Consider the following 25,343-nt stretch of genomic DNA (forward strand, 5'->3'; position numbering starts at 1 on the left):
CTTGTGCTTTCGCGCTCCGCCACGAGGGGCTCAGCCGTTGGCCTTCGCCTTCGCCTCGCGCGCGGCCTGCTGCTCGACCAGGGTCAATGCCACGTTGTCGCGCAGGTACGCCGGCTCGACCTTCTCCGGTGCGATCGCCTCGCCACGCGCGAACGCCGGCACGGCCAGTGCCAGCACGTCCGACGCCCGCGGCAATGCCGCAGCATCGAAACCGCGCAGGCTACTGCCCAACTGTGCCACCAGCGCGCCGTCGCCCGCGCCGAAACCGGTACCGACACCGTAGGCCGACATTCCCTCCGGCAACGTCACCACGGAGGGCGCGCAGACGCGCTCGGCATCGCGCGCGACCGGCAGGCCGTCGACGCGTTCGAAGCGCGCGACGTAGAGTTCACCCATCCGGGCATCGATTGCCGACAGGATCTGCGTTTCTTCCACCGGTGCCCGCAGCGCCAGCACCTGCAGCGTCGAAACCGGCAGCAGCGGGCGGTCCAACGCCAACGCGATGCCCTGGGCGATGGCGATCGCCAGGCGCACACCGGTGAACGCCCCCGGGCCGCGACTGAGCGCGATGCCATCGAGCTGGCGACGGCTGATGCCGGCTTCGGCCAGCAGCGCCTCGGCCCATGGCAGGCTCAGGTCGGCATGCCGGCGCGGGGCGATCTCGAAGCGTTCCAGCACCTGCCCATCGACATGCAGGGCAACGGAGCAGGCTTCGGTGGCGGTTTCAAAGGCGAGCAGTTTCATCAGATCAGGTCAGAACAGGGGGAACGTGGCACCAGGAGCCGGCTCCGGGCCCGGCGCAACAGCGGCCGGGTCAGCCGCATCATCAGCCACGGGCACCCATTGTGGCGTAAAGAAGGCCTGCACATCGGCCAGGCTGCGGGTGCGGCGGAAGGGTGGCAGTGAATCCAGGAAGACCCGGCCATAGCCACGGTTGAGCAGGCGCGGATCGCACAGGACCAGCACGCCACGGTCGCTTTCGCTGCGGATCAGGCGACCGACACCCTGCTTCAGTGCGATCACCGCCTGCGGCAGCTGTTCGTCGCGGAACGGATTGCCGCCCTGGCTGCGGATCGCCTCCAGGCGTGCCTCGTACACCGGATCGTCCGGTGCCGCGAACGGCAGCTTGTCGATCATCACCACACTCAGCGCTTCGCCGACCACGTCCACGCCCTCGCGGAAACTGGCCGAGCCCAGCAGCACGCCATTGCCCGATTCACGGAAGCGCTGCAGCAGCGTCGCGCGCGGTGCCTCACCCTGCACGAACAACGGCCATGGCCCGTCGCGCAGTGCTTCGGCCGCCTCGCGCAATGCACGGTGCGAGGCGAACAACAGGAATGCCCTGCCCTGCGATGCCTGCAGTACCGGCCGAAGGGTCTGGATCAGCGCGGTTCCGAAGCCCCGTGCGGCCGGATCAGGCAGGCCTTCCGGGAGGTAGCACAACGCCTGCTCGGGCCAGTTGAACGGACTCGGCTGGACCAAGGTATGCGGATCGTCCAGGCCCAGGCGCGTGGCGATGTGGTCGAATCCATTGCCCACGGTCAGCGTGGCCGAGGTGAAGATCCATGCCGCGCGGCTGCGCTCGCGATGCTCGCGCAGCGGGCCGGACACATCCATCGGCGTACGCTGGCAGCGGAAACCCCGCGGCGTGAGCTCGTACCAGAGCACATCGGCGGCACTGGCGTGGTCCGCCGGATCGGCATCGAAATCGAGGGTGGGTTCATCATCGCCCAGCCAGCGCTGTAACCGCGACACCGCCTCGCGCGCCCGCGCATGGCAGGCGTCCAGACCCGCCGCCGATTCGCGCAGCGGTTGAAGTGCCTGCTCCAGCGCCACCAGGCCGGCCATCACCGTATCGAAGCCGTCGCGGACCTGTGGCATGGCCAGCGCACGCCACTGCGCACCCCGCGGCGGCAGCCCCTCCATCGCCGAACGCAACGCCAGCAACGCCAGTTGCAACTGGTCGACCGGCTCCTGCAGCGCCGATTGTGCGCCCCCTACGCCGCGCGCTTCAGCCAGGCAGTCGCGACCCAGTTCCTGCCATGGGCGCATGCCGAAACCTTCGCCGAAGAACTGCGCTGCCAGTTCGGGCAGCTGGTGTGCCTCGTCGATGACAAAGGCCTGCGCCCCCGGCAGCAACTCGCCGAAGCCGTCCTGTTTCAGTGCCAGATCGGCCAGCAGCAGGTGGTGGTTGACCACCACCACGTCGGCGGCCTGCGCACGCTGCCGTGCGCGCACCACGAAGCAGTCGTCCCAGAATGGGCAATCGGTGCCCAGGCAATTGTCGACAGTGGAGGTGACCATCGGCAGCAGCGGCGAGTCATCGGCCAGGCCCTCCAGTTCGGCGATGTCACCGAACTCCGAGCGGCCGGACCACGCCAGGATGCGCTGGAACTGCGCGGCCTGTTCGGGACTGGAAAACCGCGGCTCGCCCCGCGCCTGCTGCAGTCGATAGCGGCACAGGTAGTTCGCGCGCCCCTTCAGCAGCGCGCTGCGCAGGCCGACGCCCAGCGCCTGGCGCACGCGCGGCAGATCGCGGTGGTAGAGCTGGTCCTGCAGCGCGCGGGTACCGGTGGAGATGATGGTGCGCAGCCCGGACAGCAGCACCGGCACCAGATAGGCGAAGGTCTTGCCGGTGCCGGTACCGGCCTCGGCCAGCAGCAGGTCCCGCTGCTGCAGCGCATCGGCAATGGCTGCGGTCAGGTGCAGCTGTGCCGGACGCGGGACGAAGGCATCCAGGTGCGAGGCGAGCGCGCCGCCTTCGCTGAGGGCTTCGCGGCTGGCATGGACAAGGTCGGACATCAGAGGGAAAGGATACCCGGCCGGGCGCTGCCCGGCACCCGTTTCAAGCCAGAGCGCAGGCAAAAGCAACAGCGTGGTTCATGGCTCTGGGTTGCTGCGTGTTTGGCGGGGCAGGAGGGGCAGGCAGGACACGCCGTAAACCCGTCCATGGGGGCTCGATGGCGCCATCCATGGCGCCAACGGTCCTGCCTGCCCCTCCCGCCCCGCCTTCGACAGTTTCCCGGTGACGGATGGACGTGCTTCGTGGCGTCGCGCTTGCTCGACTGATTCAGAAGCGGTGGGTCGAACGGAAACAAGAAGGGGTCGGAGCCGTTTTCCTGCGGAAAACGGATCCGACCCCACAACGAGTGCGCGCAGCGCGCGACCCGCTTTTGATTTTTTTTTTCTTTTCCGTGGCTGAACGCACACGGGAACTGTCAGAGGCCGGGCGGGGTGGGTTCGCGGGGGTGTCCGCGGCATGGATGCCGCGGCTAAGCTCTCAGGGACGGGTTCACGGCGTCCCCCGCGAACCCACCCCGCCCGGCCAAGCGCGGCTTTTGCTTTACTCGGCCAAGCAGCCAGCCACGAGGGGCTGTGCCGTTGGCTGAAAACTCAGTAACGCTTGATCCCCGGCACCGTGCAACCTTCAATCTGCGCGTGCGCCGACACCGCATTCTCCTTCTCGCCCCGCGCCAGCCGCGACTGCTCGATCGTCGCCCAGTGACGGCGGCACAGCGGCCCGGTCTTCGAGCCCAGATCCACGGCCTTGCGCGCGAACGTCTCCGCCTGTGCCCACTGCCCCTGCAGCAGCGCCAGTTCGGCACGCTCCTGCAGCACCGCCGGGTCACCAGCCACGATCTCCAGCGCATGGTCCAGGCTGCTGGCGGCACCGGCGAGGTCGTTGGCCTGGCGCTGCGCCTGTGCGGCCAGCCTCAGGTCTTCCACCTGCGAATCACGCAGCGGCTGCACCGACAGTTCCTTGTCGTCCGGACCCGCTGCAGCATCCACGGCCGCCAGGCGCTGCGCCGGCGTGGTGGTGTCGACCGGCTTGACTACCGGCGGCGCGCTGCTCACGCAGGCGGCCAGGGCCAGACTTAGGCCGGTCAGGGCCAGGGGCTGCAGCAGGGTTCGCATGTTCATCGGCATCATCGGCTCGGGGGAGGAGTGGTGGCGGCAGGTTCGGCGGGTGCTTCCGGCTTGCGGTCCAGGCCGAACCAGCTGCGCCAGCCACCGCCCTCGCCTTCAGCCTCGCCCTGCCCCTCGGGCGACGCGGCCGGCGCGCACGGCGCATAGGCAGGCGCATAGCCCACCACGAACGGGAAACGACGCGCGCCGGGGCAGCCTTCATCGGTGCTGTTGAGACCGGTGGGAGCCACCGGCTGCCAATCCAGGCCCTTGTTGCTGACCCGCAATGGCGCACTCGGCAGGCGCTGGAAGATGCCCGACCAGACCCGCATCGCGCCAGTGGCGCCATACAGGCCGGCCTGCTGGTTCTGATCGTTGCCGATCCAGATCACCGCCAGGTGGTCGCCGGTGTAGCCGGCATACCAGCTGTCACGGCCATCGTTGGTGGTGCCGGTCTTGCCGGCTGGCTGCAGACGGCCGAGGCCATCAGCATTGAGCCGCTGCGCGGTACCACTGGCGACGACCTGCTGCAGGCCGACACTGATCAGGTTGGCGGCAATCGAATCGCCTTCCTGTGCCGGTGCCGGGGTCTTGTCGTAGCGCTTGAGCAGCTTGCCCTGCGGATCGAGCACGCCACGCACGGCGTGCAACGGCTGGATCTCACCCCCAGACGCGAGGAACTGGTACAGCTGCGCCATCGCATACGGGCTCTGGTCGGTCGAGCCGAGGATCACCGCCGGATTGGCCTCGGCCTTGATGCCGGCCAGCACATGGATCAGCTGGGTCACGCGCTCGGGGCCGACCTGCATGCCCAAGCGCACCGTCGCCTGGTTGTACGAATGCGCCAGCGCATCGATCAGGCGCACCGTGCCGTGGCTGCGGTTGTCGGCGTTGCCGGGGCTCCAGTTGCGGCCGCGGCCGAGCTGCACCGTCACCGGCGAATCATCGACCCAGCTGGCCAGCGAATAGCGGTCCGGCTGCGCCAGGGCCAGCAGGTACACGAACGGCTTGAGCAGCGAACCGACCGGGCGCTGCGCCTCGATCGCACGATTGAAGCCGACCTCGGACACCTCACGGCTGCCGATCACCGCCAGCACGTCGCCGTTGTGCACGTCGGTCAGCACCATGCCGGCCTGCAGTTCAGGGCGACGCTGGCTCTCCAGCGACTTGATGGTGCGGGTCACCGCGCCTTCGGCATAGGCCTGCGCGGACGGCGACATGCCGGTCATCACGCTCAGGCCCGCGCCCTGCAGCGCAGATTCCGGATAGTCATGCGCAAGCTGCCGGCGGACCAGGTCGACGTAGGCGGGGAAGCGGTTGGCTGCCACCAGGCCCGGTGTCTTGGGCACACCCAACGGAGCCTTCAGCGCGCGCTGGTACTCGGCATCGTCGATCAGCGTGGCCTCGTGCAGCTTGCCCAGCACGAAGTTGCGGCGATCCAGCGCGCGTTCCGGGTTGCGCCGCGGGTCGTAGAAGGACGGCCCCTTGACCAAGCCGATCAGCAGGGCGATCTGCTCGGTCTCCAGCGACTGCAGGTCACGCCCGAACCAGAATTCGGCACCGGAGGACATGCCATGGATCGCCTGGCTGCCGCGCTGGCCCAGGTACACCTGGTTGAGATACGCCTCGAAAATCGTGCGCTTGTCGTAGCGCGCCTCCATGATCAGCGCGTACAGCACCTCATTGAACTTGCGGGTGAGCGTCTGCTCCTTGCCGATGCCAAGCAGGCCGCTGCGGGCCAGCTGCTGGGTGAGCGTCGAGGCGCCCTGGCGGCTCTGGCCACCGGAACGGATCGTCACCCACACCGCGCGCGCGATGCCGGACAGGTCGATGCCGTGATGGCGGTTGAAGTCCTTGTCTTCCACTGCCTGCAGGCCGGTCACCAGCAGGTCCGGCGCCTCGTCCATGCGGATCAGGCGGCGTTCTTCCTGCTTCTGGCCGTACAGCGTGGCGATGCGCGCCGGATCCAGCCGCGCGGCCTTCAGTGCCTTGCGGCTGTCGGCGTCGCGCAGCGAGGCCACGCCGCCATCGGCCAGCGACAGCTCCACCCGGCGCGGCGCCACCCGGCCATCGACATCGTTGTATCCACGACTGGAGATCACGAAGCGACCGCCGTTCACCGCATAGGTGGCCGGCTCCTTGCCCTGGCCGTCATCACGATAGGCCGAGGCGGCCAGTTCGGTCTTCAGCGTGGACGCATCCATCGCCTTGCCGGGGGTGAGCACCAGCGGGCGCGCATACACGCGCGTCGGGATCTGCCAGCGCAGCTCGCCGAAACGCTGGGTCACCTGCTGGTTCAGGTACAGCGTATAGGGAATGAGGAAACCCAATCCCAATGCGACCGCAGCCATGCTCCAGGTGATCAGCCGGCGCCGCCACAGCGGACCGCTGTCCTGCGGGTCGTCGTCGAAATCGTCGATGTCGTCGGAATCGTAGCGTCGGGGCACGGGAATGCGAGAATGTAGGATCTGGCGAGTCTACCCCAGCCACTGCGGCTGGCGAGTTCTCCCGGGTTCCCCTGCTTAAGCTGGAGTTGCAACCGGATGGCGATGTCCCTGGCCGAGATCCGATACCTGATCAACCGCCTGTCGGGCCTGGCCCGCCGGAGCCTGGCAAGCCTGCGCACCCGCGGGTGGCGGGCCACCTGGCAACGCATCCGCGTGCACACCCAGCGCGCCGTTCCCGCGCCGCGCACGCCGCTGTTCCTGCCGCCAGCACAGGCTTTCGCCCCCTTCATGGTGCCGTTCAGCAAGTTGCCGGAGGTAAGCATCGTCATCCCGGTCTACAACCACGTCGACCACACCCTGGCCTGCCTCCGCGCCCTGGCGGCACACCCGCCCGCAGCCGCGTGCGAGATCCTGGTGGTGGATGACGGCAGCAGCGACGCTACCGCACAGTGGATGCCGCAGGTGGCGGGGTTGCGCTATGAGGTGCGTGCGCACAACGGCGGCTTCATCGAAGCCTGCAACGAGGGTGTATCGCGCGCACGCGGCCGCTACGTGGTGCTGCTCAACAACGATACGGTGCCGCAGCCGGGCTGGCTCGACGCCCTGCTAGACACCTTCGGCAGCGTCCCCGATGCCGGCCTGGTCGGCAGCCAGCTGCTGTATCCCGATGGCCGCCTGCAGGAATCGGGCGGAGTGATCTTCGCCGATGGCAGTGGCTGGAGCTATGGCCGCTTCGAGGCCGCTGACGACCCGCGCTTTGCCAGCCTGCGCGACGTCGACTATTGCTCCGGTGCGGCGCTGATGCTGCCGCGTGCCCTCTGGCAGCAGCTGGACGGCTTCGATACCCGCTACAAGCCAGCGTACTACGAGGACACCGACCTGGCCTTCCGCGTGCGTGCACAGGGCCTGCGCGTGCTGGTGCAGCCGGCCAGCCGGGTGATCCACGACGAGGGCACCAGCAACGGCACCGACACCGGCAGCGGGGTGAAGGCCTACCAGGTGCGCAACCAGGCCATCTTTGCCGCTCGCTGGGCCACCGAGCTGGCCGGCCATCCGGCGGTCGGCGCAGTGCCGTCGCCAGCGCTGCTGCTGCGCGGCCGGCGCCAGGTGCTGATCCTGGACGAGGAAGTACCGCAGCCCGATCGTGATTCCGGGTCGCTGCGCCAGGTCAATCTGATCCGCCTGCTGCTGCAGGGCGGTGCCCACGTGGTATTCGTCCCGACCCGGCGCGAGCATGCCGGCGCGGCGACCGAGGCGCTGCAGCGGATGGGCGTGGAAGTCTGGTACGCCCCCTTCCTGGACCGTGTAGCCGGCTGGCTGCGCAGCCATGGGTCGCGTTTCGACGTGGCGATGCTGGTGCGCCACCACGTCGCCCACGAGTGCCTGCCCCTGCTCCAGCGCTATGCGCCGCAGGCACGAACCGTGTTCGACACGGTCGACCTGCACTACCTGCGCGAGCGCCGCGGTGCCGAAGTGGCGGGTGATGCGGCCCTGCTGCGCGCAGCAGAACGCACCCGCAGCAGTGAATTGGCAGTGATGGAGCAGTGCGACATCACCGTGCTGGTCAGTGCGGCCGAACGGGAGCAGCTGCAGGCCGATGCGCCGCGGGTACGGGTGGAACTGATTTCCAACCTGCACGAGGTTGCCGGCGCCGGCGCTGTCTACGAGCAACGACACGATCTGGTGTTTGTCGGTGGCTTCCGCCATCCGCCGAACCTGGACGGCATGGAGTGGTTCATCGGCGAAATCTTCGCCCACATCCGCGCCCGGCTGCCGGAGGTACGCCTGCACTGCATCGGCGCTGCGGCGCCGGAATCGTTGCTGGCACTGGCCGCACGCCACCCCGGCGTGCAGATGCACGGCTTCGTCGAGGACATCACGCCCTACATGGACGGCGCGCGCATTGCCATCGCACCGCTGCGGTTCGGTGCCGGCGTGAAAGGCAAGATCAACCTGAGCATGGCCCATGGCCAGCCGGTGGTCGGTACCACCTGCGCCGTGGAAGGCATGCACCTGCATCCTGGCCAGGACGTACTGGTGGCCGATGACGCTGCCGGTTTCGCCGATGCGGTGGTCCGCCTGTACCAGGACCCGCAGCTGTGGCAGCAATTGTCCGATGCCGGCTTGGCCAACGTCGCCGAACATTTCTCACTCGACGCCGCCCGTGCGACCGTGCAGCGGGTGTTCTTCGCCTAGTCCGCCCGTCCACCGGCGCGGCGCAGGCGATCTTCAAACGCCGGCAGTTCGGCCAGATCCGGCTGCAGCAACCGCGCCTGTTCGGCGGCATGCGCGGCGAAGGCCAGGTCACCGTTACCGAGCCGCTCGCTGCCGATCGCCAGCCAGCGCTGGGCCAACCGCAGCCGCGCCGAGGGCAGTCCGGCTGCGGTCGGTGACAGGGTCTGCCAGGCTTGCAGGCAGGCGCCTGCCGCCTGCACGCGGTTCTGCCGCAGATTGTCGTCGAAGCAGCGTCGGCTGGCGGGCAGCAAGCGTGCGGCGGCTGCCTTCACCCGCGCATCGCGGGGAGCCAGCGACTGGGCTTCGCGCAATGCGTCGAACGCGCTGTGCCCGGGTGGGCTGATCCACTGCCCCGCGCGCTCGGCACGTTCGATCTTCCGCAGGTGGTCGCGCAGCTGGCGTTCGCGCTGCGCCGTGCTGACCGCGGGCTGCTGCAGAGCCCGCTGCGCCTGCTGCGCGCGCTGCAGGCGCTGCGCCAGTTGTTGCCGGACGGCCTGCGAAGCCCCCAGCTCCGCCGCCAGGGCCGCATCACGTTGCGCCGCATCGAACTGGAAGTCGTCGGCGGACTTCTGGCTGCGTGCAACCACTGCCTGCAGGGTCTGCTCACGCCCGCGCTGCGCATTGGAATCATCGGCGGCCACCACCAGCACCGCCTGGAAACCCTTGGCCGCAGCTTCCAGCTGCTGCCGTCGCAACGCACGCTGCGCCTGCCGCAGGCGCCGGTCGGCCGCGCGCGCGAGGGCCTCCTCGCTCGCCGGCAGATCGGCATGACCGGCATCGAACTGACGGGCACGACGCAGGAGCGCGGCCGCCTCGGCCAACTCCCCACGCTCTGCCAGCGTGCGTGCCTGCAGCAGCAGGTCGCTCAGCGCATCTTCGCGCCCTTCCAGCGCCGGCAGGTTGTCCGGCTGCAGGGCCAGGATGCGCTGGAACAAGGGCAACGCACTGCTGTCGCCGTCATCCAGGCGTCCGGCCGCGAACGCGTTACGCGCCTGCGCCAACAACGCACCAATACCGGCTCCGGCGCTACGTCGCGCCTGCAACTGGCGGGCGACCGCATCGGCGTCGCCCTGCGGCACCTGCAGCTCACGGGCCAGTGCCAGGGCCTGCGCGCTGCCGTCCAGGTCATCCGCCTGCAGGCGATCGCGCGCCTGTTGCAGCGCTGCCGCGCCGGTATTGGCGAGGCCCTGGCGCGCCTGCGGGCGATCACCGTCCAGCGCCAGCGCCGCCTGGTAGCGCTCGCGCGCACCACTGCCGTCGGCATCGCTCAGGCGCCCAGCCGCCAATGCACGATCCCCCTCGGCCAGCAGCTGTTCGATCTGCGGCTCATCCCAGAACCAATCTGCCAACGGCTTGCGCAGCAGGACCAGCAGCACGAACACGGCCAGCGCTGCGAGCAGCGCCCAGCGCCAGATCCGGCGCGCATGGCGCGCCTGCAGCCACCACCAACGCCCCTCGCGACGGACACGGTCCAGCGCAGGATGTTCAGCGCCATGCGGGCGATGCGGGGGCTCGCGTTCCATGCGTGCAGGGTAGCCGGGGCAGCGTGAAGCTCAGCCGAGGCGACGCGCCTCGCTCACGCCCGGCAGCGCATCGAGCTTGCCCAGCAGCGTCGACAACTGCCCGTAGTCACTGACCTTCAGGCGCAGCCGCAGATGGGCACGGCCACTGTTGCGCACGTTGTCACTGTGGATGTCGAGCACGTAGGCGTCTTCCTGGGCGATCAGGTTGGTGATGTCCTTCAGCAGCCAGCGGCGATCGACCGCATCGACCACGACGTCCACCTCGTAGCCGCCCCCAGCCTGGCCCCACTCCACCGGCAGGATGCGCTGCGGGCTGCTGGCCGCCAGCCGGGCCAGCGCGGCGCAGTCTGCACGATGCACGGTGACACCCCGGCTACGGGTCAGGTAGCCGACGATCGGCTCGCCGGCCACCGGCTGGCAGCAGCGTGCCAGCTGCACCAGCAGGTTGCCCACGCCCTGCACGGTGAACTTGGACTTGCCCAGGTTCTCGCGGCGCGCGGTCGGCCGCGGCAGAGCCGGTGCGGGCGCGGGCTGGCTGGCGGCACGCTCCGCCTCCAGCAGCGCACGGCTGACCTGGTTCGGGCCGGTATCGCCCAGCGCCACCTGGATGTACAGGTCATCGACGCTGTCGGCATGGAACTTCTTCGCCGCCACAGCCAGGTCCGCGTGCTGCAGGCCCAGCCGCTTCAGCTCGCGCTCGAGTAGCTCGCGACCGGCCTGCACGTTGCGCGCGCGGTCCAGCTTGTGGAACCAGCTGCGCACCTTCTCGCGCGAGCGGTTGCTGGCCAGGAAGCCGTTGGCCGGCATCAGCCAGTCGCGGCGCGGATCGGCCTCCTTGCCGGTCAGGATCTCGACGCGGTCGCCGCTGCGCAGGCGGTAGGTCAGCGGCACGATGCGGCCGTTGACCTTGGCGCCGCGGCAGCGGTGCCCGACCATGGTATGCACCTGGTAGGCGAAATCGAGCGGCGTAGCGCCCTGCGGCAGGTCCAGCACCTCGTCCTTCGGGCTCAGCGCATAGACCCGGTCCTCGGTCAGCTCAGCATCAAGCGCCCCGGCCAGTTCATTGCCCTGCCCGTCCTGCGCCTGTTCCAGCAACTGGCGCATCCAGGTGATCTTGCGGTCGAAGGACTTCTCCGCGCCCTTGCCACCTTCCTTGTACTTCCAGTGCGCGGCCACGCCCAGCTCGGCCTGCGAGTGCATTTCATGGGTGCGGATCTGCACTTCGATGGTGCGACCTTCCGGGCCGACCACGGCGGTATGCAGCGAGCGATAGTCGTTGGCCTTCGGGCGTGCGATGTAATCATCGAACTCGCTCGGTACCGGTGCCCACAGCGCGTGCACCACGCCCAACGCGGCATAACAGGCGGCAACGTCGTCGACCATCACGCGCACCGCACGGATGTCATACAACTGGTCGAAGGCCAACCGCTTCTTCTGCATCTTCCGCCAGATGCTGTAGATGTGCTTCGGGCGGCCGCTGACTTCGGCCTTGATGCCCTGGGCGACCAGCTCGCGCGACAGCACCTTCTTGACGTTCTCGACGTAACGCTCGCGGGCGATGCGGGTTTCATCCACCTCGCGGGCGATGCGGCGGTAGGTTTCCGGTTCCAGGTGGCGGAACGCCAGGTCCTCCAGCTCCCACTTCAGCTGCCAGATGCCCAGCCGATTGGCCAGGGGCGCGTGGATGTCGCGGGTCAGCTGGGCCAGCGCGCGGCGCTGCTCCTCGTCCAGCTTGTCGGCCGCGCGCATCCGCGCCAGCTGCCGTGCCAGCAGGATCGGCACCACGCGCAGGTCGCGGATGATCGCCAGCAGCAGCCGGCGCAGGCCTTCGCTGTTGCGCCCCGCCTCACGGCCGGCGTGCAGCGCCCACACCGGGTCGGCCGCATCCTGGCCATCCAGCAGGCCGGTCACCGCCGCCTTGTGGTTGCCCAGCGGCAGCTGATCCAGGCTGGCGCGCAGGCCCGGCAGGTCGAACAGCAATGCGGCCACCACCGCGCCTTCGTCGGCCGAGAGCATCGCCAGCGCATCGAGGGTATCGCCCAGCACCGACCAGCTGGCACGCATCTGGTGGTCGCAATCCGGCGCTTCCCAATGCTCACGCAGGGCCTGGCGCAGCGGAGCAGGCAGCACCGCTGCCGAGGGACGGTTCAACAAGGCATCCAGGCCAGGGACGGAAGCGCGGTTCACAGCATCGAGCAGGCAAGACAGAGGCCCCTACACTAGCGCCGGCGCCGTTCAGGGACAATCACTGCACCTACCATCACCCGGCATGAAGACATGCCGCTACACTCGCCCACACACCCAGGAGAGACCCGCCATGCCTTCGATTGCCCCGCGCGTCCGTCCACGGCTGCTGGCCTGTGCCGCCGTGCTGCTGTCCCTGTCCGCGCCTGCGCTGGCCCAGCGCGTGGTGGAGGGCGACCTGCAGCAGCAGATGTCGCCCTCCGAGTTCAAGGCCGCCGGCCTGGACAAGCTCAGTGCCGGTGAACTGGCCACGCTCAACCGCTGGCTGCAGGGCAAGGTCGAGGCGGCCACCAACCAGGCCGTCGCCGCAGCGCGCGAAGAAGGCCGCCAGGAAGTGATCAAGAAGAACCGCGGCTTCCTGGACTTCGGCAGCAGCGAACCGATCGAAAGCAACCTGCAGGGTGAATTCCGTGGATTCGGCCAGGGCCGCCGCTACGTGCTGCAGAACGGCCAGGAGTGGGAGCAGATAGACGCCACGCACTATTCCGGTGGCCGCAAGGACGCCCCGGGCGTCAGCATGCGCCCAGGGGTGATGGGCGCCTGGTATATGAAGGTGGACGGGGTAAACGTGCAGCCGAAGGTTCGCCGCACCAAGTAACGTCCGGGCATTCCGGCCGTGCCCGGCTCCCTGCCCGGCCGGCCCCGGTCGCCCGAGGGGGCGGCCGGGGCGCGCTCAGGCCTGGCGCAATGCAGCCACGCGCTGCGCCAGCTTCTTCGCCGAGATGCCGGTGCGTGCCCCCAGCTCCTGCGCGAACAGCGATACCCGCAGTTCTTCCAGATCCCAGCGCAGCGCCTGCCATTGCGGGCGATCACGCAGGCCCTGCTGCTCGCCCGCCTCCAGCGCTTCCAGGAACGGATGCAGTTCCAGCATGCGCGCCTGGTCGCGCGGCGGATCACGCTTGGCACGTTCGGTGCGCAGGATCATCGCCTTCAAGTAACGCGGGTACTGCGCCAGCGCGTCGGCCGGCGTGTCGCGCAGGAAGCCGGGGTGGATCAGCCCGGCCAGCTGCGCTTCCATGTCGTCCAGGTTGCCGCGCGCCCAGCCCATCAGCGGCGCCTCCAGCATCGGCTTCAGCTCCGCCACCAGCGCCAGGATGGATTCGGCCAGCTTCAGCCGCGACATCGCCTCGCCAAACAGGGCCTTGGCGGCATGCTCGCGGCGCTGCTCGAAGGCCGCCGCATCACGGATGTCTTCCAGGCCCTCGGCCAGCACCGCGTTCATCGCTGCATCGACCAGGTCACCACGCAGGCGCTCCTGCGATTCGATCGCGGCATACAACAGGCCGGTCTTGGCACCGACCGGCAACTGCTTGCGTGCCTGCTTCACCTTGTCGGCCAGGGCGATCTCCAGCAGGCGGCGCACGCCCAGCGGATGGGCGTCCTGCGCCTGCTGGCGGTCGGCGAAGATGCGCAGCGCCACGCTGTCGCCCTCGTCCAGCAGCGCCGGATAGGCCGGCACGCCGGCTTCACCGGGTACCTGCAGCGGAATCGGCGTGGCCGGGAACGTGCGCAGGCCGTCAGCCGCCATCTCGCGCCCGGCACGCGCGGCGAAGGCATCGCCAGCACGGCCACCGAATTTCGCGCGCAGCGCTTCCAGATCACGCGAGGTGGCAAGCACCTTGCCCTGTTCGTCGCGCAGCCGCAGGTTCATGTGCAGGTGTGGCTCGATCGAACCCGGCTCGAAATCCAGTGCGGTCACCGTCGCGCCGGTCGCACGTGACAGGAAACGCGCCAGCTCGCCGGTGATGGCATCGGCGCTGGGCTGCGGGAAGGCCTCGTAGAACGCGCGACCGAAGTCCGGCGCCGGCACATAGTTGCGGCGCATCGCCTTGGGCAGGCTGCGGATCAGTGCCGAGGCCTTGTCGGCAACAAAGCCCGGCGCCAGCCAGCCCAGCTGCACCGGGTCCAACGCGTTGAGCAGGTGCAGTGGCACGTCCAGGGTGACGCCATCGTCGTCGGCCCCCGGTTCGAAGCGGTAGTGCAGCGGCAAGCGCGCCTGGCCCAGCGCCAGGTACTTCGGATAGCGCTCCTGTTCGCTGCCCTCACCGGGCAACAGGTCTGCCAACGACCAGTGCAGCGCCTTGCGCTGTTCCGGCGCCAGCCCTTTCCACCAGCTATCCAGTCCCGCCGCCGAGTGGATCTGCGGCGGCACCCGGTCCAGGTACCAGCGTGCCTGCCAGTCTTCGTCGGCAACGATGCCGGCGCGCCGCAGCTTGGCTTCTTCCTCGCGCGCGACCTCCAGCACTTTCTGGTTGTCGGCGACGAAACTGGCGCGGGTATTGATCTCGCCGGTCACCAGTGCCTGGCGCACGAAGATGTCATGCGCCTCGCCCGGCGCGATGCGGCCGTAATGGACCGGTTTCTTCGGTGCCAGCACCAGGCCGAACAGGCTGATCTGCTCGGACGCCAGCACCTGGCCCTGCGCGCGCGACCAGTGCGGGTCGAAGTGCTTGCGCAGCAGCAGGTGCGGCAGTTCGGCGATCACCCAGTCCGGCTCGATCGCGGCCAGGGTCATGCCCCATACCTTCTGCGTATCCAGCAGGTTGGCCACCAGCAGCCACGGCGGTGGCCGCTTGGCCAGCGCCGAACCGGGGAACGGCAGGAAGCGGCGCTGGCGTGGTGCCTGGAAATCGCCCTTCTCGGTGCGGTGGCCGATCTGCGTCGGCAGGCCCGCCACCAGTGCCCGGTGCAGGGTCTGGTAGGCAGCAGCGCGTACACGTTCGCTGAAGCCGCCGCCGACGGGCGCCTGTTCCTTCTGCGCGCGCGCGGCCGCCGGTGCCGGTGCGGCCTCGGCCTTGCCTTCGCGGGCCAGGCGCGCGGCACGATGCAACTGGCCGCGGGTGGCCTTTACTGCGGCCGCGTCATCACGCGCCGGTGCCGGCGCACTGCTGCCGGCCAGCAACGGTGCCATCGACGCCTCGCTGGCCTCTTCCTTCCAGCCCAGTTCCTCGCACAGCAGCCGCAGCTGGCGATGCAGCTCGCGCCACTCGCGCATGCGCAGGAAGCCGAGGAAATGACGTCCGCACCAGTCGCGCAGCTTGGACTGGGTCAGGTCCTCATGGGCCTGCCGGTAGGCATCCCACAGGCGCAGCACGCCGACGAACTCGGAGCGGCCATCGGCGAACTGCGCATGCGCGCTGTCGGCCGCACCGCGCGCTTCCGGCGGGCGTTCGCGCGGGTCCTGGATGCCCAGGAACGAGGCAATCACCAGCATCGGCCGCAGGCAGCCGGCGGCCTGCGCGGCGACCAGCATGCGCGCCAGCTTCACGTCCACCGGCAGGCGCGCCATCTGCTTGCCGATGGTGGTCATGCGCCGCTCGGCATCGATCGCGCCCAGCTCGGTCAGCTGCTGCCAGCCATCGGCCACCGCGCGCTCGTCCGGTGCCTCCAGGAACGGGAACTCCTCGATGCGGCCCAGGCCCAGCTGCAGCATGCGCAGGATCACGCCGGCCAGGCTGGAGCGGCGGATTTCCGGATCGGTGAACTCCGGCCGCGCCTGGAAATCCGCCTCGGCGTACAGGCGGTAGCAGATGCCTTCGGCGATACGGCCGCAGCGACCCTTGCGCTGGTTGGCGCTGGCCTGCGAGATCGGCTCGATGTGCAGGCGATCCAGCTTGTTGCGCGGGCTGTAGCGCTTGACGCGGGCGAAGCCCGGATCGACCACGTAGCGGATGCGTGGCACCGTCAAAGAGGTCTCGGCCACGTTGGTGGCCAGCACGATGCGCCGGTTCGGCCCGGGGTTGAACACCCGGTCCTGGTCCTGGTTGGACAGGCGCGCGTACAGCGGCAGCACCTCGGTATTGCGGTACTTGCGCCGTTCCAGCGACTGGTGCGCATCGCGGATCTCGCGCTCGCCCGGCAGGAAGATCAGCACGTCGCCGCGTGCGTCCAGGCGAGTGATCTCGTCGATGGCCGACACGATGGCATCGTTGACGGTGCGCTCGCCCTGGTCTTCGCCCTCACCTTCCAGCGCGCGGTAGCGCACTTCCACCGGGTAGGTACGGCCTTCGACGCTGATCACCGGCGCATTGTCGAAATGCTGGGCGAAGCGTTCGGTGTCGATGGTGGCCGAAGTGACGATCAGCTTCAGGTCCGGGCGCTTGCGCAGCAGCTGCTTCAGGTAGCCCAGCAGGAAGTCGATGTTGAGGCTGCGTTCGTGTGCCTCGTCGACGATGATCGTGTCGTAGTTCGACAACCAGCGGTCGCTGGCGATCTCCGCCAGCAGAATGCCGTCGGTCATGAACTTGATGCGGCTGTCGTCGCTGACCTTGTCATTGAAGCGCACCTGGTAGCCCACCAGCTGGCCCAGTTCGCTCTGCAGTTCCTGCGCCACGCGGCTGGCTACCGCACGTGCGGCGATCCGTCGCGGCTGGGTGCAGCCGATCATGCCGGCCTGGCCACGGCCTGCGGCCAGGCACAGTTTCGGCAGCTGGGTGGTCTTGCCCGAACCGGTTTCACCGGCGATCACCACCACCTGGTGGTCGCGGATCAGTTTGATGATCGCATCGGCTTCACGCGCAATCGGCAGCTGCGGGTCCAGAGTAATGGACGGCTGCTGTTGCGCCCGCACCTGCCGGCGCTGCACCGACGCCTGCAAGGCCTGCTCGAAAGTAGCGGCCAGTGCCGCATCCTGCGGCTTGGCCTGGCAACGCGAGAGCATTCCCAGCAAACGGCCCCGGTCGCGGCTCATGGCGCCGTCGATGGCGGCGCGCTGTTGGCGCAGGCGGGGCGATGGATTTTTATCGATAGAGTTCATCAATCGGTTCGTTCAAAACTTTGAAAGCGACCAGTCATCACGACCGGTTTATTGTGAAGGCCAACGATTCCACAAGGAGGAACCCCATGGCGAAGACCAAAAGCACGACCAAGGCCAAGACCGGCAAGCAGAAGCTTGCAGCGGCGGCACCGTCGGCGCCGAACATCGATATCGGGATCACCCAGGGCGACCGCAAGAAGATCGCCGACGGTCTGTCGCGCTTCCAGGCCGACGCGTTCACGCTCTACCTGAAGACGCACAACTTCCACTGGAACGTGACCGGGTCGATGTTCAACTCGCTGCACACCATGTTCGAGACGCAGTACACCGAGCAGTGGGCGGCACTGGACGACGTGGCCGAGCGCATCCGCGCGCTGGGCTTCAATGCCCCGGGCTCCTACCGGGAATTCGCTGCGCTGACCTCGATCGTCGAGGAACCGGGCCTGACCGACAGTGCGGACTGGCGTGAAATGGTACGCCAGTTGGTGGTCGCCAACGAAGCGGTATGCCGTACGGCGCGTGAAGTGCTGGATGTGGCGGCCAAGGGTGACGATGCCCCGACCGAGGATCTGATGACCCAGCGCCTGCAGACCCACGAGAAGTACGCCTGGATGCTGCGTTCCCTGCTGCAGTAAGGGTTGGGGGGGGGGCGGCAGGGCTGCGCCCTGCACCCGCAGAGGCAACTGCAACGTCAACGTCAACGTCAAAAGCGGGCTATCCGTGGGTTGGCGGGGCGGGTCCAGTTGCGGGGGACGCCGTGAATACGTCCATGTAGGCTCGGTCGCCGCATCCATGCGGCTCACGCCCCCGCAACCGGACCCACCCCGCCTTCGACAGTTTTCCGCGATCTGCCAGCAAAGCCATTGGGGTCAGATCCGTTTTCCGCAGGAAAACGGATCTGACCCATTTTGTTTGTCGATATCTGACAGATTTCATCCACGCATGGCGTGGATCTACCGCCCACCGGGCCAAGTCCGGGGGAGAGCCCCCTGAGTCAGGGGGCGGACGCGAAGCGGCGGGGGTCTGGGAGCTGGTAAGTGGGGCCCGCGTTTCGCGGAGCGAAGCGTGGGAGCGGCAGCGCGCATGCGATGGCGCGTTCCCAGGGCGCAGCCCTGCCGACTCCCCCGCCGGGGTAAACTAGCGCGATGGCTTCCCGTCCCGCGCACGACCTGCTTCAACGCGTCTTTGGTTACGACGATTTCCGTGGTCCGCAGCAGGACATCGTGGAGCATGTGGCTGCCGGTCACGACGCCCTGGTGCTGATGCCCACCGGCGGCGGCAAATCGCTGTGCTACCAGGTCCCGGCCCTGCTGCGTGACGGTTGCGGCATCGTCATCTCGCCGCTAATCGCACTGATGCAGGACCAGGTCGAAGCCCTGCGCCAGCTCGGCGTGCGCGCCGAGTACCTGAATTCAACCCTGGATGCCGAGACCGCCGGCCGCGTCGAGCGCGAGCTGCTCGCCGGCGAACTGGACATGCTGTATGTCGCCCCTGAGCGGCTGCTGACCGGGCGTTTCCTGTCGCTGCTGTCGCGCAGCCAGATCGCCCTGTTCGCCATCGACGAAGCACACTGCGTGTCGCAGTGGGGCCATGACTTCCGCCCCGAATATCGCCAGTTGACCGTGCTGCACGAGCGTTGGCCGCAGATCCCGCGGATCGCGCTGACCGCCACCGCCGATCCGCCGACCCAGCGCGAGATCGCCGAGCGCCTCGATCTGCAGGAAGCGCGCCATTTTGTCAGTTCCTTCGACCGCCCCAACATCCGCTACACCGTGGTGCAGAAGGACAACGCCCGCAAGCAGCTGACCGACTTCCTGCGCGGCCACCGTGGCGAGGCCGGCATCGTCTACTGCATGTCGCGGCGCAAGGTCGAGGAGACCGCTGAATTCCTCTGCGGCCAGGGCTTCAACGCTCTGCCTTACCACGCCGGCCTGCCGCCGGAAGTGCGCGCCGGCAACCAGCGCCGCTTCCTGCGCGAGGACGGCATCGTGATGTGTGCCACCATCGCCTTCGGCATGGGCATCGACAAGCCGGACGTGCGCTTCGTCGCGCATACCGACCTGCCCAAGTCGATGGAGGGCTACTACCAGGAAACCGGACGCGCAGGCCGCGATGGCGAAGCCGCCGAGGCCTGGCTGTGCTACGGCCTGGGTGATGTGGTACTGCTCAAGCAGATGATCGAGCAGTCCGAGGCGGGCGAAGAGCGCAAGCAGCTGGAGCGGGCCAAGCTCGACCATCTGCTGGGCTACTGCGAATCGATGCAGTGCCGCCGCCAGGTGCTGCTGGCCGGCTTCGGCGAGACCTACCCCCAGCCGTGCGGCAACTGCGACAACTGCCTGACGCCACCGGCCTCGTGGGACGCGACCATACCGGCACAGAAGGCGCTGAGCTGCGTCTACCGCAGCGGCCAGCGCTTCGGTGTCGGCCACCTGATCGACATCCTGCGCGGCAGCGAGAACGAGAAGGTGAGGCAGCAGGGCCACGACAAGCTGAGCACTTATGCCATCGGCCGCGACCTCGATGCACGCACCTGGCGCAGCGTGTTCCGCCAGCTGGTCGCGGCCAGCCTGCTGGAAGTGGACAGCGAGGGTCACGGTGGCCTGCGCCTGACCGATGCCAGCCGCGACGTGTTGACCGGCCGCCGCCAGATCAGCATGCGCCGCGACCCGGCCAGCAGCAGCAGCGGACGCGAGCGCAGCGCGCAGCGCACCGGCCTGTCGGTACTGCCGCAGGACCTGGCCCTGTTCAACGCGCTGCGCGGCCTGCGCGCCGAACTGGCCCGGGAACAGAACGTACCGGCGTTCGTGATCTTCCACGACAGCACGCTGCGCAACATCGCCGAGCGGCGCCCGACCAGCCTGGATGAACTGGCCCGGGTCGGCGGCATCGGCGGTACCAAGCTGAGCCGCTATGGCCCGCGCCTGGTCGAGATCGTGCGCGAAGAGGGGTAAGCCGGGCTCGGCTCTACATTGGTGCGGCTCCAACCTTGAACCGGCCATTCAGCCGGAAGTGCATCCGCACCCGCTTGCGGCTAAATTAGCGCCATGTCCCTGGCCTCGACCCTGCTCCGCGTCGTGCTCATGCTCAGCCTGTTGCTCAACGGGCTGAACGCGGCCATGGCCCGTGGTCACGAAGAAATGGGGCGGATGGCCCACGCCGCAGCCGCTGCTGTTGATGGCGGCACTGCCGACTGCCACCACCACGCCGACACGCAGGCCAACCCGGCCCCGCAGGCCAAGGCCCCGGCCCACGACGCCCACTGCCAGATCAAGGACTGCGTGCGCAGCTGCGCCCAGCACCCGCTGCTGGTGGTGCAGCCGTTGCCGTTCATTGCCGGGCCGGCACTGTCGCTGGCCCCGCAGCCGATGCCGGCCACCGGCCGGCCCGCGCCGCCGCTGCCGCCGATCTCACGCCCTCCCATCGGCTGATTCCACACGCACCGTGCGCCCTGCGCACCGCAGCCGGCCGCCTGCCGGCGTCTTTACGTGTCTGGAGTCACCACCATGAATACCCGCATCCCCCGCGGTCCGGGCGCTGTGCCCATGCCGTCGCGCCGCCTGTTCGTGCAGGGCCTGGCCGCCGGTGGCGTGGTTGCCGGCATCGCCGCTGTCGGCGTGCCGCAGCGCGCGCTCGCCGCCGCCACTGCCGCCCCACGCCTGGCCGGCGCCCCCGCCGTGCTCAGCGACACCCGCATCGAACTGGCCATCGGCGAATCGCTGGCCAACTTCACTGGCCGCACCCGTCCGGCGATCACCGTCAATGGATCGCTGCCGGCACCGATCCTGCGCTGGCGTGAAGGCCAGACGGTGGATCTGTTCGTGCGCAACGCCCTGGAACGCCACCCGACCTCGATCCATTGGCACGGCATCCTGCTGCCTGCGAACATGGACGGTGTGCCGGGACTGAGCTTCAATGGCATCGGCCCCGGTGAGACCTACCACTACCACTTCGAACTGAAGCAGTCGGGTACCTACTGGTACCACAGCCACTCGATGTTCCAGGAGCAGGCCGGCCTGTACGGCGCGCTGATCATCGACCCGGCCGAGCCGGCGCCCTACCAGCACGACCGCGAGCACGTGATCCTGCTGTCCGACTGGACCGACATGGACCCCGGCGCGCTGTTCCGGCGCATGAAGAAGCTCGCCGAGCATGACAACTACTACAAGCGCACCCTGCCCGACTTCCTGCGTGACGTGAAGCGCGACGGTTGGTCGGCCGCGTTGTCCGACCGTGGCATGTGGGGGCGGATGCGGATGACGCCCACCGACATCTCCGACATCAATGCGCACACCTACACCTACCTGATGAATGGCACCGCGCCGGCCGGCAACTGGACCGGGCTGTTCCGCAGCGGCGAGAAAGTACTGCTGCGCTTCATCAACGGCGCCTCGATGACCTACTTCGACGTGCGCATTCCCGGCCTGAAGATGACCGTGGTCGCCGCCGACGGCCAGTACATCCATCCGGTCAGCATCGACGAGTTCCGCATCGCGCCGGCCGAAACCTACGACGTGCTGGTGGAACCGACCGGGCAGGACGCGTTCACCATCTTCTGCCAGGACATGGGCCGTACCGGCTTTGCCGCCGGAACGCTGGCAGTCCGCCATGGCCTGCAGGCACCGGTTCCCGCGCGCGACCCACGCCCGTTGCTGACGATGAGCGACATGGGGCACGACATGGGTAGTGGTGGCCATGGTGGCCACGACATGGCCGCGATGAAGGGCATGGAAGGCGGCTGCGGCGCCAGCATGGGCCACAGTGCGCACGGCGGTAGCGATGCCGCCAGCAAGGCACCGAAGCACCCGGCCAGCGAACGCAACAACCCGCTGGTGGACATGCAGAGCTCGGCCACCGAACCGAAACTGGACGATCCCGGCATCGGCCTGCGCGACAACGGTCGCCAGGTACTCACCTACGGCGCGATGCGCAGCCTGTTCGAGGACCCCGATGGCCGCGAGCCGAGCCGCGAGATCGAGCTGCACTTGACCGGCCATATGGAGAAGTTCTCCTGGTCATTCGATGGCATTCCGTTCGCCAGCGCCGAGCCGCTGCGGCTGAACTACGGCGAGCGCATGCGCATCGTATTGGTCAACGACACCATGATGCAGCACCCGATCCACCTGCACGGCGTGTGGAGTGATCTGGAAAACGCGCAGGGCGAATTCCAGCTGCGCAAGCACACCATCGACATGCCACCCGGCACCCGCCGCAGTTACCGCGTGCGTGCCGATGCGCTCGGTCGCTGGGCCTACCACTGCCATCTGCTCTACCACATGGAAGCGGGCATGATGCGCGAAGTGAGGATCGAAGAATGAGCCACTCACTGCTTTCCCCCAGCCTGCTGGCCCTGGGCCTGGCCGCGGCATGGCCGGTATTCGCGCAGTCGCATGCTGGCCATGACATGGGCGCGATAGATCCGCCCGCAAAGACCGCCAACGCGCCGGCCGAACCGGTCGATCATTCGAAGATGGATCATTCGAAGATGGACATGGGCGCGGCGGATCACGCCGGCATGGACCACTCCACGATGGACCACGAGGCGATGGGTCACGGCACGCCCGCACCGATCGAACCGCGCGAGCCGATCCCGGTTCCCACCGATGCCGACCGCGCTGCCGCATTCCCACCGATCGCGCACGATGCGATGGAGCATGCACCGCAGATCAACAGCCTGCTGCTGATCGATCGCCTCGAACACTGGGACGGCAAGAACAGCACCGGCCAGGCCTGGGAGGCCACCGGCTGGATCGGTGGCAACATCAACCGCCTGTGGTTGCGCACCGATGGCGAACGCAGCCGCGGCCGCACGGAATCGTCGTCACTGGAAGCACTGTATGGTCGCAGCGTATCGCCGTGGTGGGACGTGCTGGTCGGCGTGCGCCAGGACTTCCAGCCGGCCGACTCGCGCACCTGGGCGGCCATCGGCATCCAGGGCCTTGCACCGTACAAGTTCGAGAGCTCGGCAACGCTGTACATGGGTTCCGGCGGCCAGGTGCTGGCCAAGGCCGAGGTCGAGTACGACGTGCTGCTGACCAACCGCCTGATCCTGCAGCCGCTGCTGGAAGCCACCATCGCAGCCAAGGATGAACCGGAGTACGGCATTGGTCGCGGACTGAACAAGGTCGAAGCCGGGCTGCGCCTGCGTTATGAGTTCAGCCGCCGTTTCGCGCCGTACATCGGCATCAGCCACGAGCGCACGTTTGGCGACACCGCCGACTACGCCGGTGACCACGCGCGCGACACGCGTTGGGTGGCCGGCGTTCGCATGTGGTTCTGATCAGCGGGGTGTGAGCAACCGCCAGCCCCGGCAAACGCCGGGGCCGGCTACACTGCGCCACGTTCCAATGCAGGCTCCGCCATGTCGCTGCAGATCCGCCGCGCCACCCTTGCCGATGTCGACGCGCTGTCGGCCATCGCCATCACCACCTACAACGAAACCTGGGGCGACTCGTATCCGGCGCAGGAGCTGCAGGATTTCCTGCAGGCGCACTACAGCAGCGAACCGCAGCGCGCCGAACTGTCCGACCCGCGCAGCGCGATCTGGCTGCTGATGGACGGCAACAACGTGGTCGGCTACCTGGCTGCCGGTGCCAACACCCTGCCGCATGCCGAGGCCTGCGAAGGCGACATCGAACTGAAGCGCTTCTACATCCTGGCCGACTACCAGAACGGCGGCCACGGCGCGCGCCTGATGGACGCGTTCATGGCCTGGCTGGACCAGCCGCAGCGCCGCACCCTGTGGGTGGGCGTCTGGGAGGAGAACTTCGGCGCGCAGCGCTTCTACGCGCGCTACGGCTGCAGCAAGGTCGGCGAGTACGACTTCATCGTCGGGGATACGCGCGACCGCGAGTTCATCCTGCGCCGGCTGTGACCATGCTGCACATGTAGAGTCGAGCCATGCTCGACTGCTTTGGCAATAGCCAGTCGAGCATGGCTCGACTCCACAAAAGCGAAGCGCCTAGAAGTCGAACAACTCCGACAGGAAGCTGTCCTTCTTCTTTTTCTTGTACCCATGGCCGTACTGCTGGCCCCGGTTGTCCTCGTAGCGCTGGCCCAGGTGGCGGGTATCGCGATGCATCACCGGCGGCGGCGCAGCGGCCGGCTGTGCCTGCACAGGGGCGGGCGGCGGCACCGCAGCACCGGCGCCGGCACGTTCGATGATCTTGTCCAGCTCGCCACGGTCCAGCCACACGCCACGGCAACCGGGGCAGTAATCGATCTCGATGCCATGGCGCTCGGCCATCTGCAGGGTCTGGGTCTTGCACACGGGGCACAGCATGGGCATGGCTCCTGAAGGTCTGGCAACGACTCTACCTGCCCACGGAGGACTGTGCGGCAACACATGACCGATGGCACAGGGACTTCCGGCGCGTGCCAGCGTCCTCGGCCGCCTTCCACACTGCACGCTGGTTCCGCAGGGAGTGCGTGCATGACCGTCCTGTCCCGCCTGCCCAACGCGGCGCGCCTGCTGCTGGTGCTCCTCGGCGTCGGCCTGGGCCTCAATCTGCGCGATGTCGCTGCGGCCGCAGGCGCGCCGATTCCCGCCTTGCCCATGCCCTACGGCGGCAGCCTGCTGGACAACGCACTGGCCGTGCTGCTGGCACTGCTGCTGGCCGCACTGCTGCGCCCCCATGGGGTAGGCCTGATGGCCAGCCTGGGGCTGCGCGGCAACGGCTGGCGCGGCCCGATGTGGGTGCTGCTGGCCAGCCTGCCCTGCTGGCTGGGCCTGGCGCTGCTGGGCACGCCCAACACCGCACTGACCACCCTGGATGCAACGATGCTCGCCGTGCTGTTCCCACTGGCCGAGGAAGTGCTGTTCCGCGGCCTCGGCTTCGTGTTGCTGGTGAAGCTCATGCGTGGCCCGTGGTCCCTGCTTGCGCTGCCGCAGGCGCTGCTGTTCGGTTGGGTGCACTGGCTGGGCTTCGGCGGCTTCGACGGCGGCGGCACTGCCCTGTTCGTCGGCGCGGTCATCGCACTGGGCGGCTTCATCTTCGCTTGGCTCGACCATCTGGACGGCGACACCCTGTGGTGCGGCCTGGTGCTGCATGTATCGATGAACATGGCGTGGAACGCGTTCAGCCTCGATGACGCCGTCGCGCTGGGCTGGCAGGCCACCAGCCTGCGTATCGGCACCGCGCTGCTGGCGGTGGCGGTGCTGGCCTGGCAGGTACGCCGCCGGCAGCAGCATCGGCTGTAACGCCCACTTAGCCTGGCGTGCACGCCGGGATCACC

General features: G+C 68.3%; 17 protein-coding genes. 9 read left to right on the plus strand and 8 right to left on the minus strand.

What is annotated here, in order from left to right; translation table 11 throughout:
* Nucleotides 1–30: 30 nt before the first annotated feature.
* The 4 genes from tsaB to mrcB all read right to left on the minus strand — a co-directional run bounded on the left by tsaB (nucleotide 31) and on the right by mrcB (nucleotide 6,353).
* A complete protein-coding gene (gene tsaB, locus ACUDTM_RS07975; protein ID WP_072168547.1) occupies nucleotides 31–744 on the minus strand; it encodes a tRNA (adenosine(37)-N6)-threonylcarbamoyltransferase complex dimerization subunit type 1 TsaB in 714 nt (237 codons plus the stop codon).
* Nucleotides 745–753: 9 nt separating this feature from the next.
* On the minus strand, nucleotides 754–2,802 hold the full coding sequence (locus ACUDTM_RS07980; RefSeq protein WP_252745519.1) for an ATP-dependent DNA helicase: 2,049 nt from the start codon (nucleotides 2,800–2,802) through the stop codon (nucleotides 754–756).
* Between the two features lie 591 nt (nucleotides 2,803–3,393).
* A complete protein-coding gene (locus tag ACUDTM_RS07985; protein WP_050562713.1) occupies nucleotides 3,394–3,930 on the minus strand; it encodes a hypothetical protein in 537 nt (178 codons plus the stop codon).
* The gene (mrcB, locus tag ACUDTM_RS07990; RefSeq protein WP_072167685.1) at nucleotides 3,927–6,353 is read right to left on the minus strand and encodes a penicillin-binding protein 1B; all 2,427 of its coding nucleotides are present in this window, start codon (nucleotides 6,351–6,353) and stop codon (nucleotides 3,927–3,929) included. The genes ACUDTM_RS07985 and mrcB overlap by 4 nt, the downstream gene beginning before the upstream one ends.
* 96 nt (nucleotides 6,354–6,449) lie before the next feature.
* On the opposite strand from mrcB, the gene ACUDTM_RS07995 reads away from it, so the two are divergent.
* Nucleotides 6,450–8,549 carry a glycosyltransferase gene (locus ACUDTM_RS07995; protein WP_445391247.1) on the plus strand — a complete coding sequence of 700 codons (2,100 nt, stop codon included), beginning with the start codon at nucleotides 6,450–6,452 and terminating at the stop codon, nucleotides 8,547–8,549.
* Here the strand turns inward: ACUDTM_RS07995 and ACUDTM_RS08000 are convergent.
* Both ACUDTM_RS08000 and ACUDTM_RS08005 read right to left on the minus strand, forming a co-directional pair.
* Nucleotides 8,546–10,111 (minus strand): hypothetical protein, encoded by a 1,566-nt coding sequence (locus tag ACUDTM_RS08000; protein ID WP_005418464.1) that lies wholly within the window; start codon nucleotides 10,109–10,111, stop codon nucleotides 8,546–8,548. The genes ACUDTM_RS07995 and ACUDTM_RS08000 overlap by 4 nt on opposite strands.
* 30 nt (nucleotides 10,112–10,141) lie before the next feature.
* Entirely contained in the window at nucleotides 10,142–12,298 is a 2,157-nt protein-coding gene (locus ACUDTM_RS08005) for a RelA/SpoT family protein (protein ID WP_061480346.1), read from the minus strand.
* Between the two features lie 130 nt (nucleotides 12,299–12,428).
* On the opposite strand from ACUDTM_RS08005, the gene ACUDTM_RS08010 reads away from it, so the two are divergent.
* Nucleotides 12,429–12,953, plus strand: coding sequence for a hypothetical protein (locus tag ACUDTM_RS08010; RefSeq protein WP_111008317.1), 525 nt, complete (start codon nucleotides 12,429–12,431; stop codon nucleotides 12,951–12,953).
* Between the two features lie 75 nt (nucleotides 12,954–13,028).
* Here ACUDTM_RS08010 and hrpA read toward each other — a convergent pair whose 3' ends face one another.
* Entirely contained in the window at nucleotides 13,029–17,111 is a 4,083-nt protein-coding gene (hrpA, locus tag ACUDTM_RS08015; RefSeq protein ID WP_188240730.1) for an ATP-dependent RNA helicase HrpA, read from the minus strand.
* An 86-nt stretch (nucleotides 17,112–17,197) separates the two neighbouring features.
* Between hrpA and ACUDTM_RS08020 the strand changes: the two genes are divergently transcribed.
* The 6 genes from ACUDTM_RS08020 (at nucleotide 17,198) to ACUDTM_RS08045 (ending at nucleotide 23,982) form a co-directional block, all read left to right on the plus strand.
* Nucleotides 17,198–17,746, plus strand: a complete 549-nt coding sequence (locus ACUDTM_RS08020; protein ID WP_005418469.1) for a Dps family protein — start codon at nucleotides 17,198–17,200, stop codon at nucleotides 17,744–17,746.
* Between the two features lie 510 nt (nucleotides 17,747–18,256).
* On the plus strand, nucleotides 18,257–20,062 hold the full coding sequence (gene recQ / locus ACUDTM_RS08025; protein WP_072167681.1) for a DNA helicase RecQ: 1,806 nt from the start codon (nucleotides 18,257–18,259) through the stop codon (nucleotides 20,060–20,062).
* 93 nt (nucleotides 20,063–20,155) lie between these two features.
* The gene (locus tag ACUDTM_RS08030; RefSeq protein WP_088497078.1) at nucleotides 20,156–20,539 is read left to right on the plus strand and encodes a CopL family metal-binding regulatory protein; all 384 of its coding nucleotides are present in this window, start codon (nucleotides 20,156–20,158) and stop codon (nucleotides 20,537–20,539) included.
* A 75-nt stretch (nucleotides 20,540–20,614) separates the two neighbouring features.
* The gene (locus ACUDTM_RS08035) at nucleotides 20,615–22,426 is read left to right on the plus strand and encodes a copper resistance system multicopper oxidase (protein WP_353080219.1); all 1,812 of its coding nucleotides are present in this window, start codon (nucleotides 20,615–20,617) and stop codon (nucleotides 22,424–22,426) included.
* Complete coding sequence (locus ACUDTM_RS08040) at nucleotides 22,423–23,388, plus strand: copper resistance protein B (protein ID WP_445391248.1); 966 nt, start codon at nucleotides 22,423–22,425, stop codon at nucleotides 23,386–23,388. The genes ACUDTM_RS08035 and ACUDTM_RS08040 overlap by 4 nt, the downstream gene beginning before the upstream one ends.
* A gap of 81 nt (nucleotides 23,389–23,469) precedes the next feature.
* Nucleotides 23,470–23,982: a GNAT family N-acetyltransferase gene (locus ACUDTM_RS08045; RefSeq protein ID WP_353761555.1), complete on the plus strand. Its 513-nt coding sequence runs from the start codon at nucleotides 23,470–23,472 to the stop codon at nucleotides 23,980–23,982.
* 87 nt (nucleotides 23,983–24,069) lie between these two features.
* On the opposite strand, the gene ACUDTM_RS08050 is transcribed toward ACUDTM_RS08045, so the two are convergent.
* The gene (locus tag ACUDTM_RS08050; protein WP_061480338.1) at nucleotides 24,070–24,390 is read right to left on the minus strand and encodes a TFIIB-type zinc ribbon-containing protein; all 321 of its coding nucleotides are present in this window, start codon (nucleotides 24,388–24,390) and stop codon (nucleotides 24,070–24,072) included.
* A gap of 150 nt (nucleotides 24,391–24,540) precedes the next feature.
* Between ACUDTM_RS08050 and ACUDTM_RS08055 the strand changes: the two genes are divergently transcribed.
* Nucleotides 24,541–25,308: a CPBP family glutamic-type intramembrane protease gene (locus ACUDTM_RS08055; protein WP_072167676.1), complete on the plus strand. Its 768-nt coding sequence runs from the start codon at nucleotides 24,541–24,543 to the stop codon at nucleotides 25,306–25,308.
* Nucleotides 25,309–25,343: the final 35 nt, after the last annotated feature.

It is taken from the genome of Stenotrophomonas maltophilia group sp. vghtpe118 (assembly GCF_052605195.1).

Bases quoted from the DNA above. Each gene is read 5' to 3' on its own strand.
- tsaB (WP_072168547.1), bottom strand. From the start codon at position 744: ATGAAACTGCTCGCCTTTGAAACCGCCACCGAAGCCTGCTCCGTTGCC.
- ACUDTM_RS07980 (WP_252745519.1), bottom strand. From the start codon at position 2,802: ATGTCCGACCTTGTCCATGCCAGCCGCGAAGCCCTCAGCGAAGGCGGC.
- ACUDTM_RS07985 (WP_050562713.1), bottom strand. From the start codon at position 3,930: ATGATGCCGATGAACATGCGAACCCTGCTGCAGCCCCTGGCCCTGACC.
- ACUDTM_RS07995 (WP_445391247.1), top strand. From the start codon at position 6,450: ATGGCGATGTCCCTGGCCGAGATCCGATACCTGATCAACCGCCTGTCG.
- ACUDTM_RS08000 (WP_005418464.1), bottom strand. From the start codon at position 10,111: ATGGAACGCGAGCCCCCGCATCGCCCGCATGGCGCTGAACATCCTGCG.
- ACUDTM_RS08010 (WP_111008317.1), top strand. From the start codon at position 12,429: ATGCCTTCGATTGCCCCGCGCGTCCGTCCACGGCTGCTGGCCTGTGCC.
- hrpA (WP_188240730.1), bottom strand. From the start codon at position 17,111: ATGAACTCTATCGATAAAAATCCATCGCCCCGCCTGCGCCAACAGCGC.
- ACUDTM_RS08020 (WP_005418469.1), top strand. From the start codon at position 17,198: ATGGCGAAGACCAAAAGCACGACCAAGGCCAAGACCGGCAAGCAGAAG.
- recQ (WP_072167681.1), top strand. From the start codon at position 18,257: ATGGCTTCCCGTCCCGCGCACGACCTGCTTCAACGCGTCTTTGGTTAC.
- ACUDTM_RS08030 (WP_088497078.1), top strand. From the start codon at position 20,156: ATGTCCCTGGCCTCGACCCTGCTCCGCGTCGTGCTCATGCTCAGCCTG.
- ACUDTM_RS08035 (WP_353080219.1), top strand. From the start codon at position 20,615: ATGAATACCCGCATCCCCCGCGGTCCGGGCGCTGTGCCCATGCCGTCG.
- ACUDTM_RS08040 (WP_445391248.1), top strand. From the start codon at position 22,423: ATGAGCCACTCACTGCTTTCCCCCAGCCTGCTGGCCCTGGGCCTGGCC.
- ACUDTM_RS08045 (WP_353761555.1), top strand. From the start codon at position 23,470: ATGTCGCTGCAGATCCGCCGCGCCACCCTTGCCGATGTCGACGCGCTG.
- ACUDTM_RS08050 (WP_061480338.1), bottom strand. From the start codon at position 24,390: ATGCTGTGCCCCGTGTGCAAGACCCAGACCCTGCAGATGGCCGAGCGC.
- ACUDTM_RS08055 (WP_072167676.1), top strand. From the start codon at position 24,541: ATGACCGTCCTGTCCCGCCTGCCCAACGCGGCGCGCCTGCTGCTGGTG.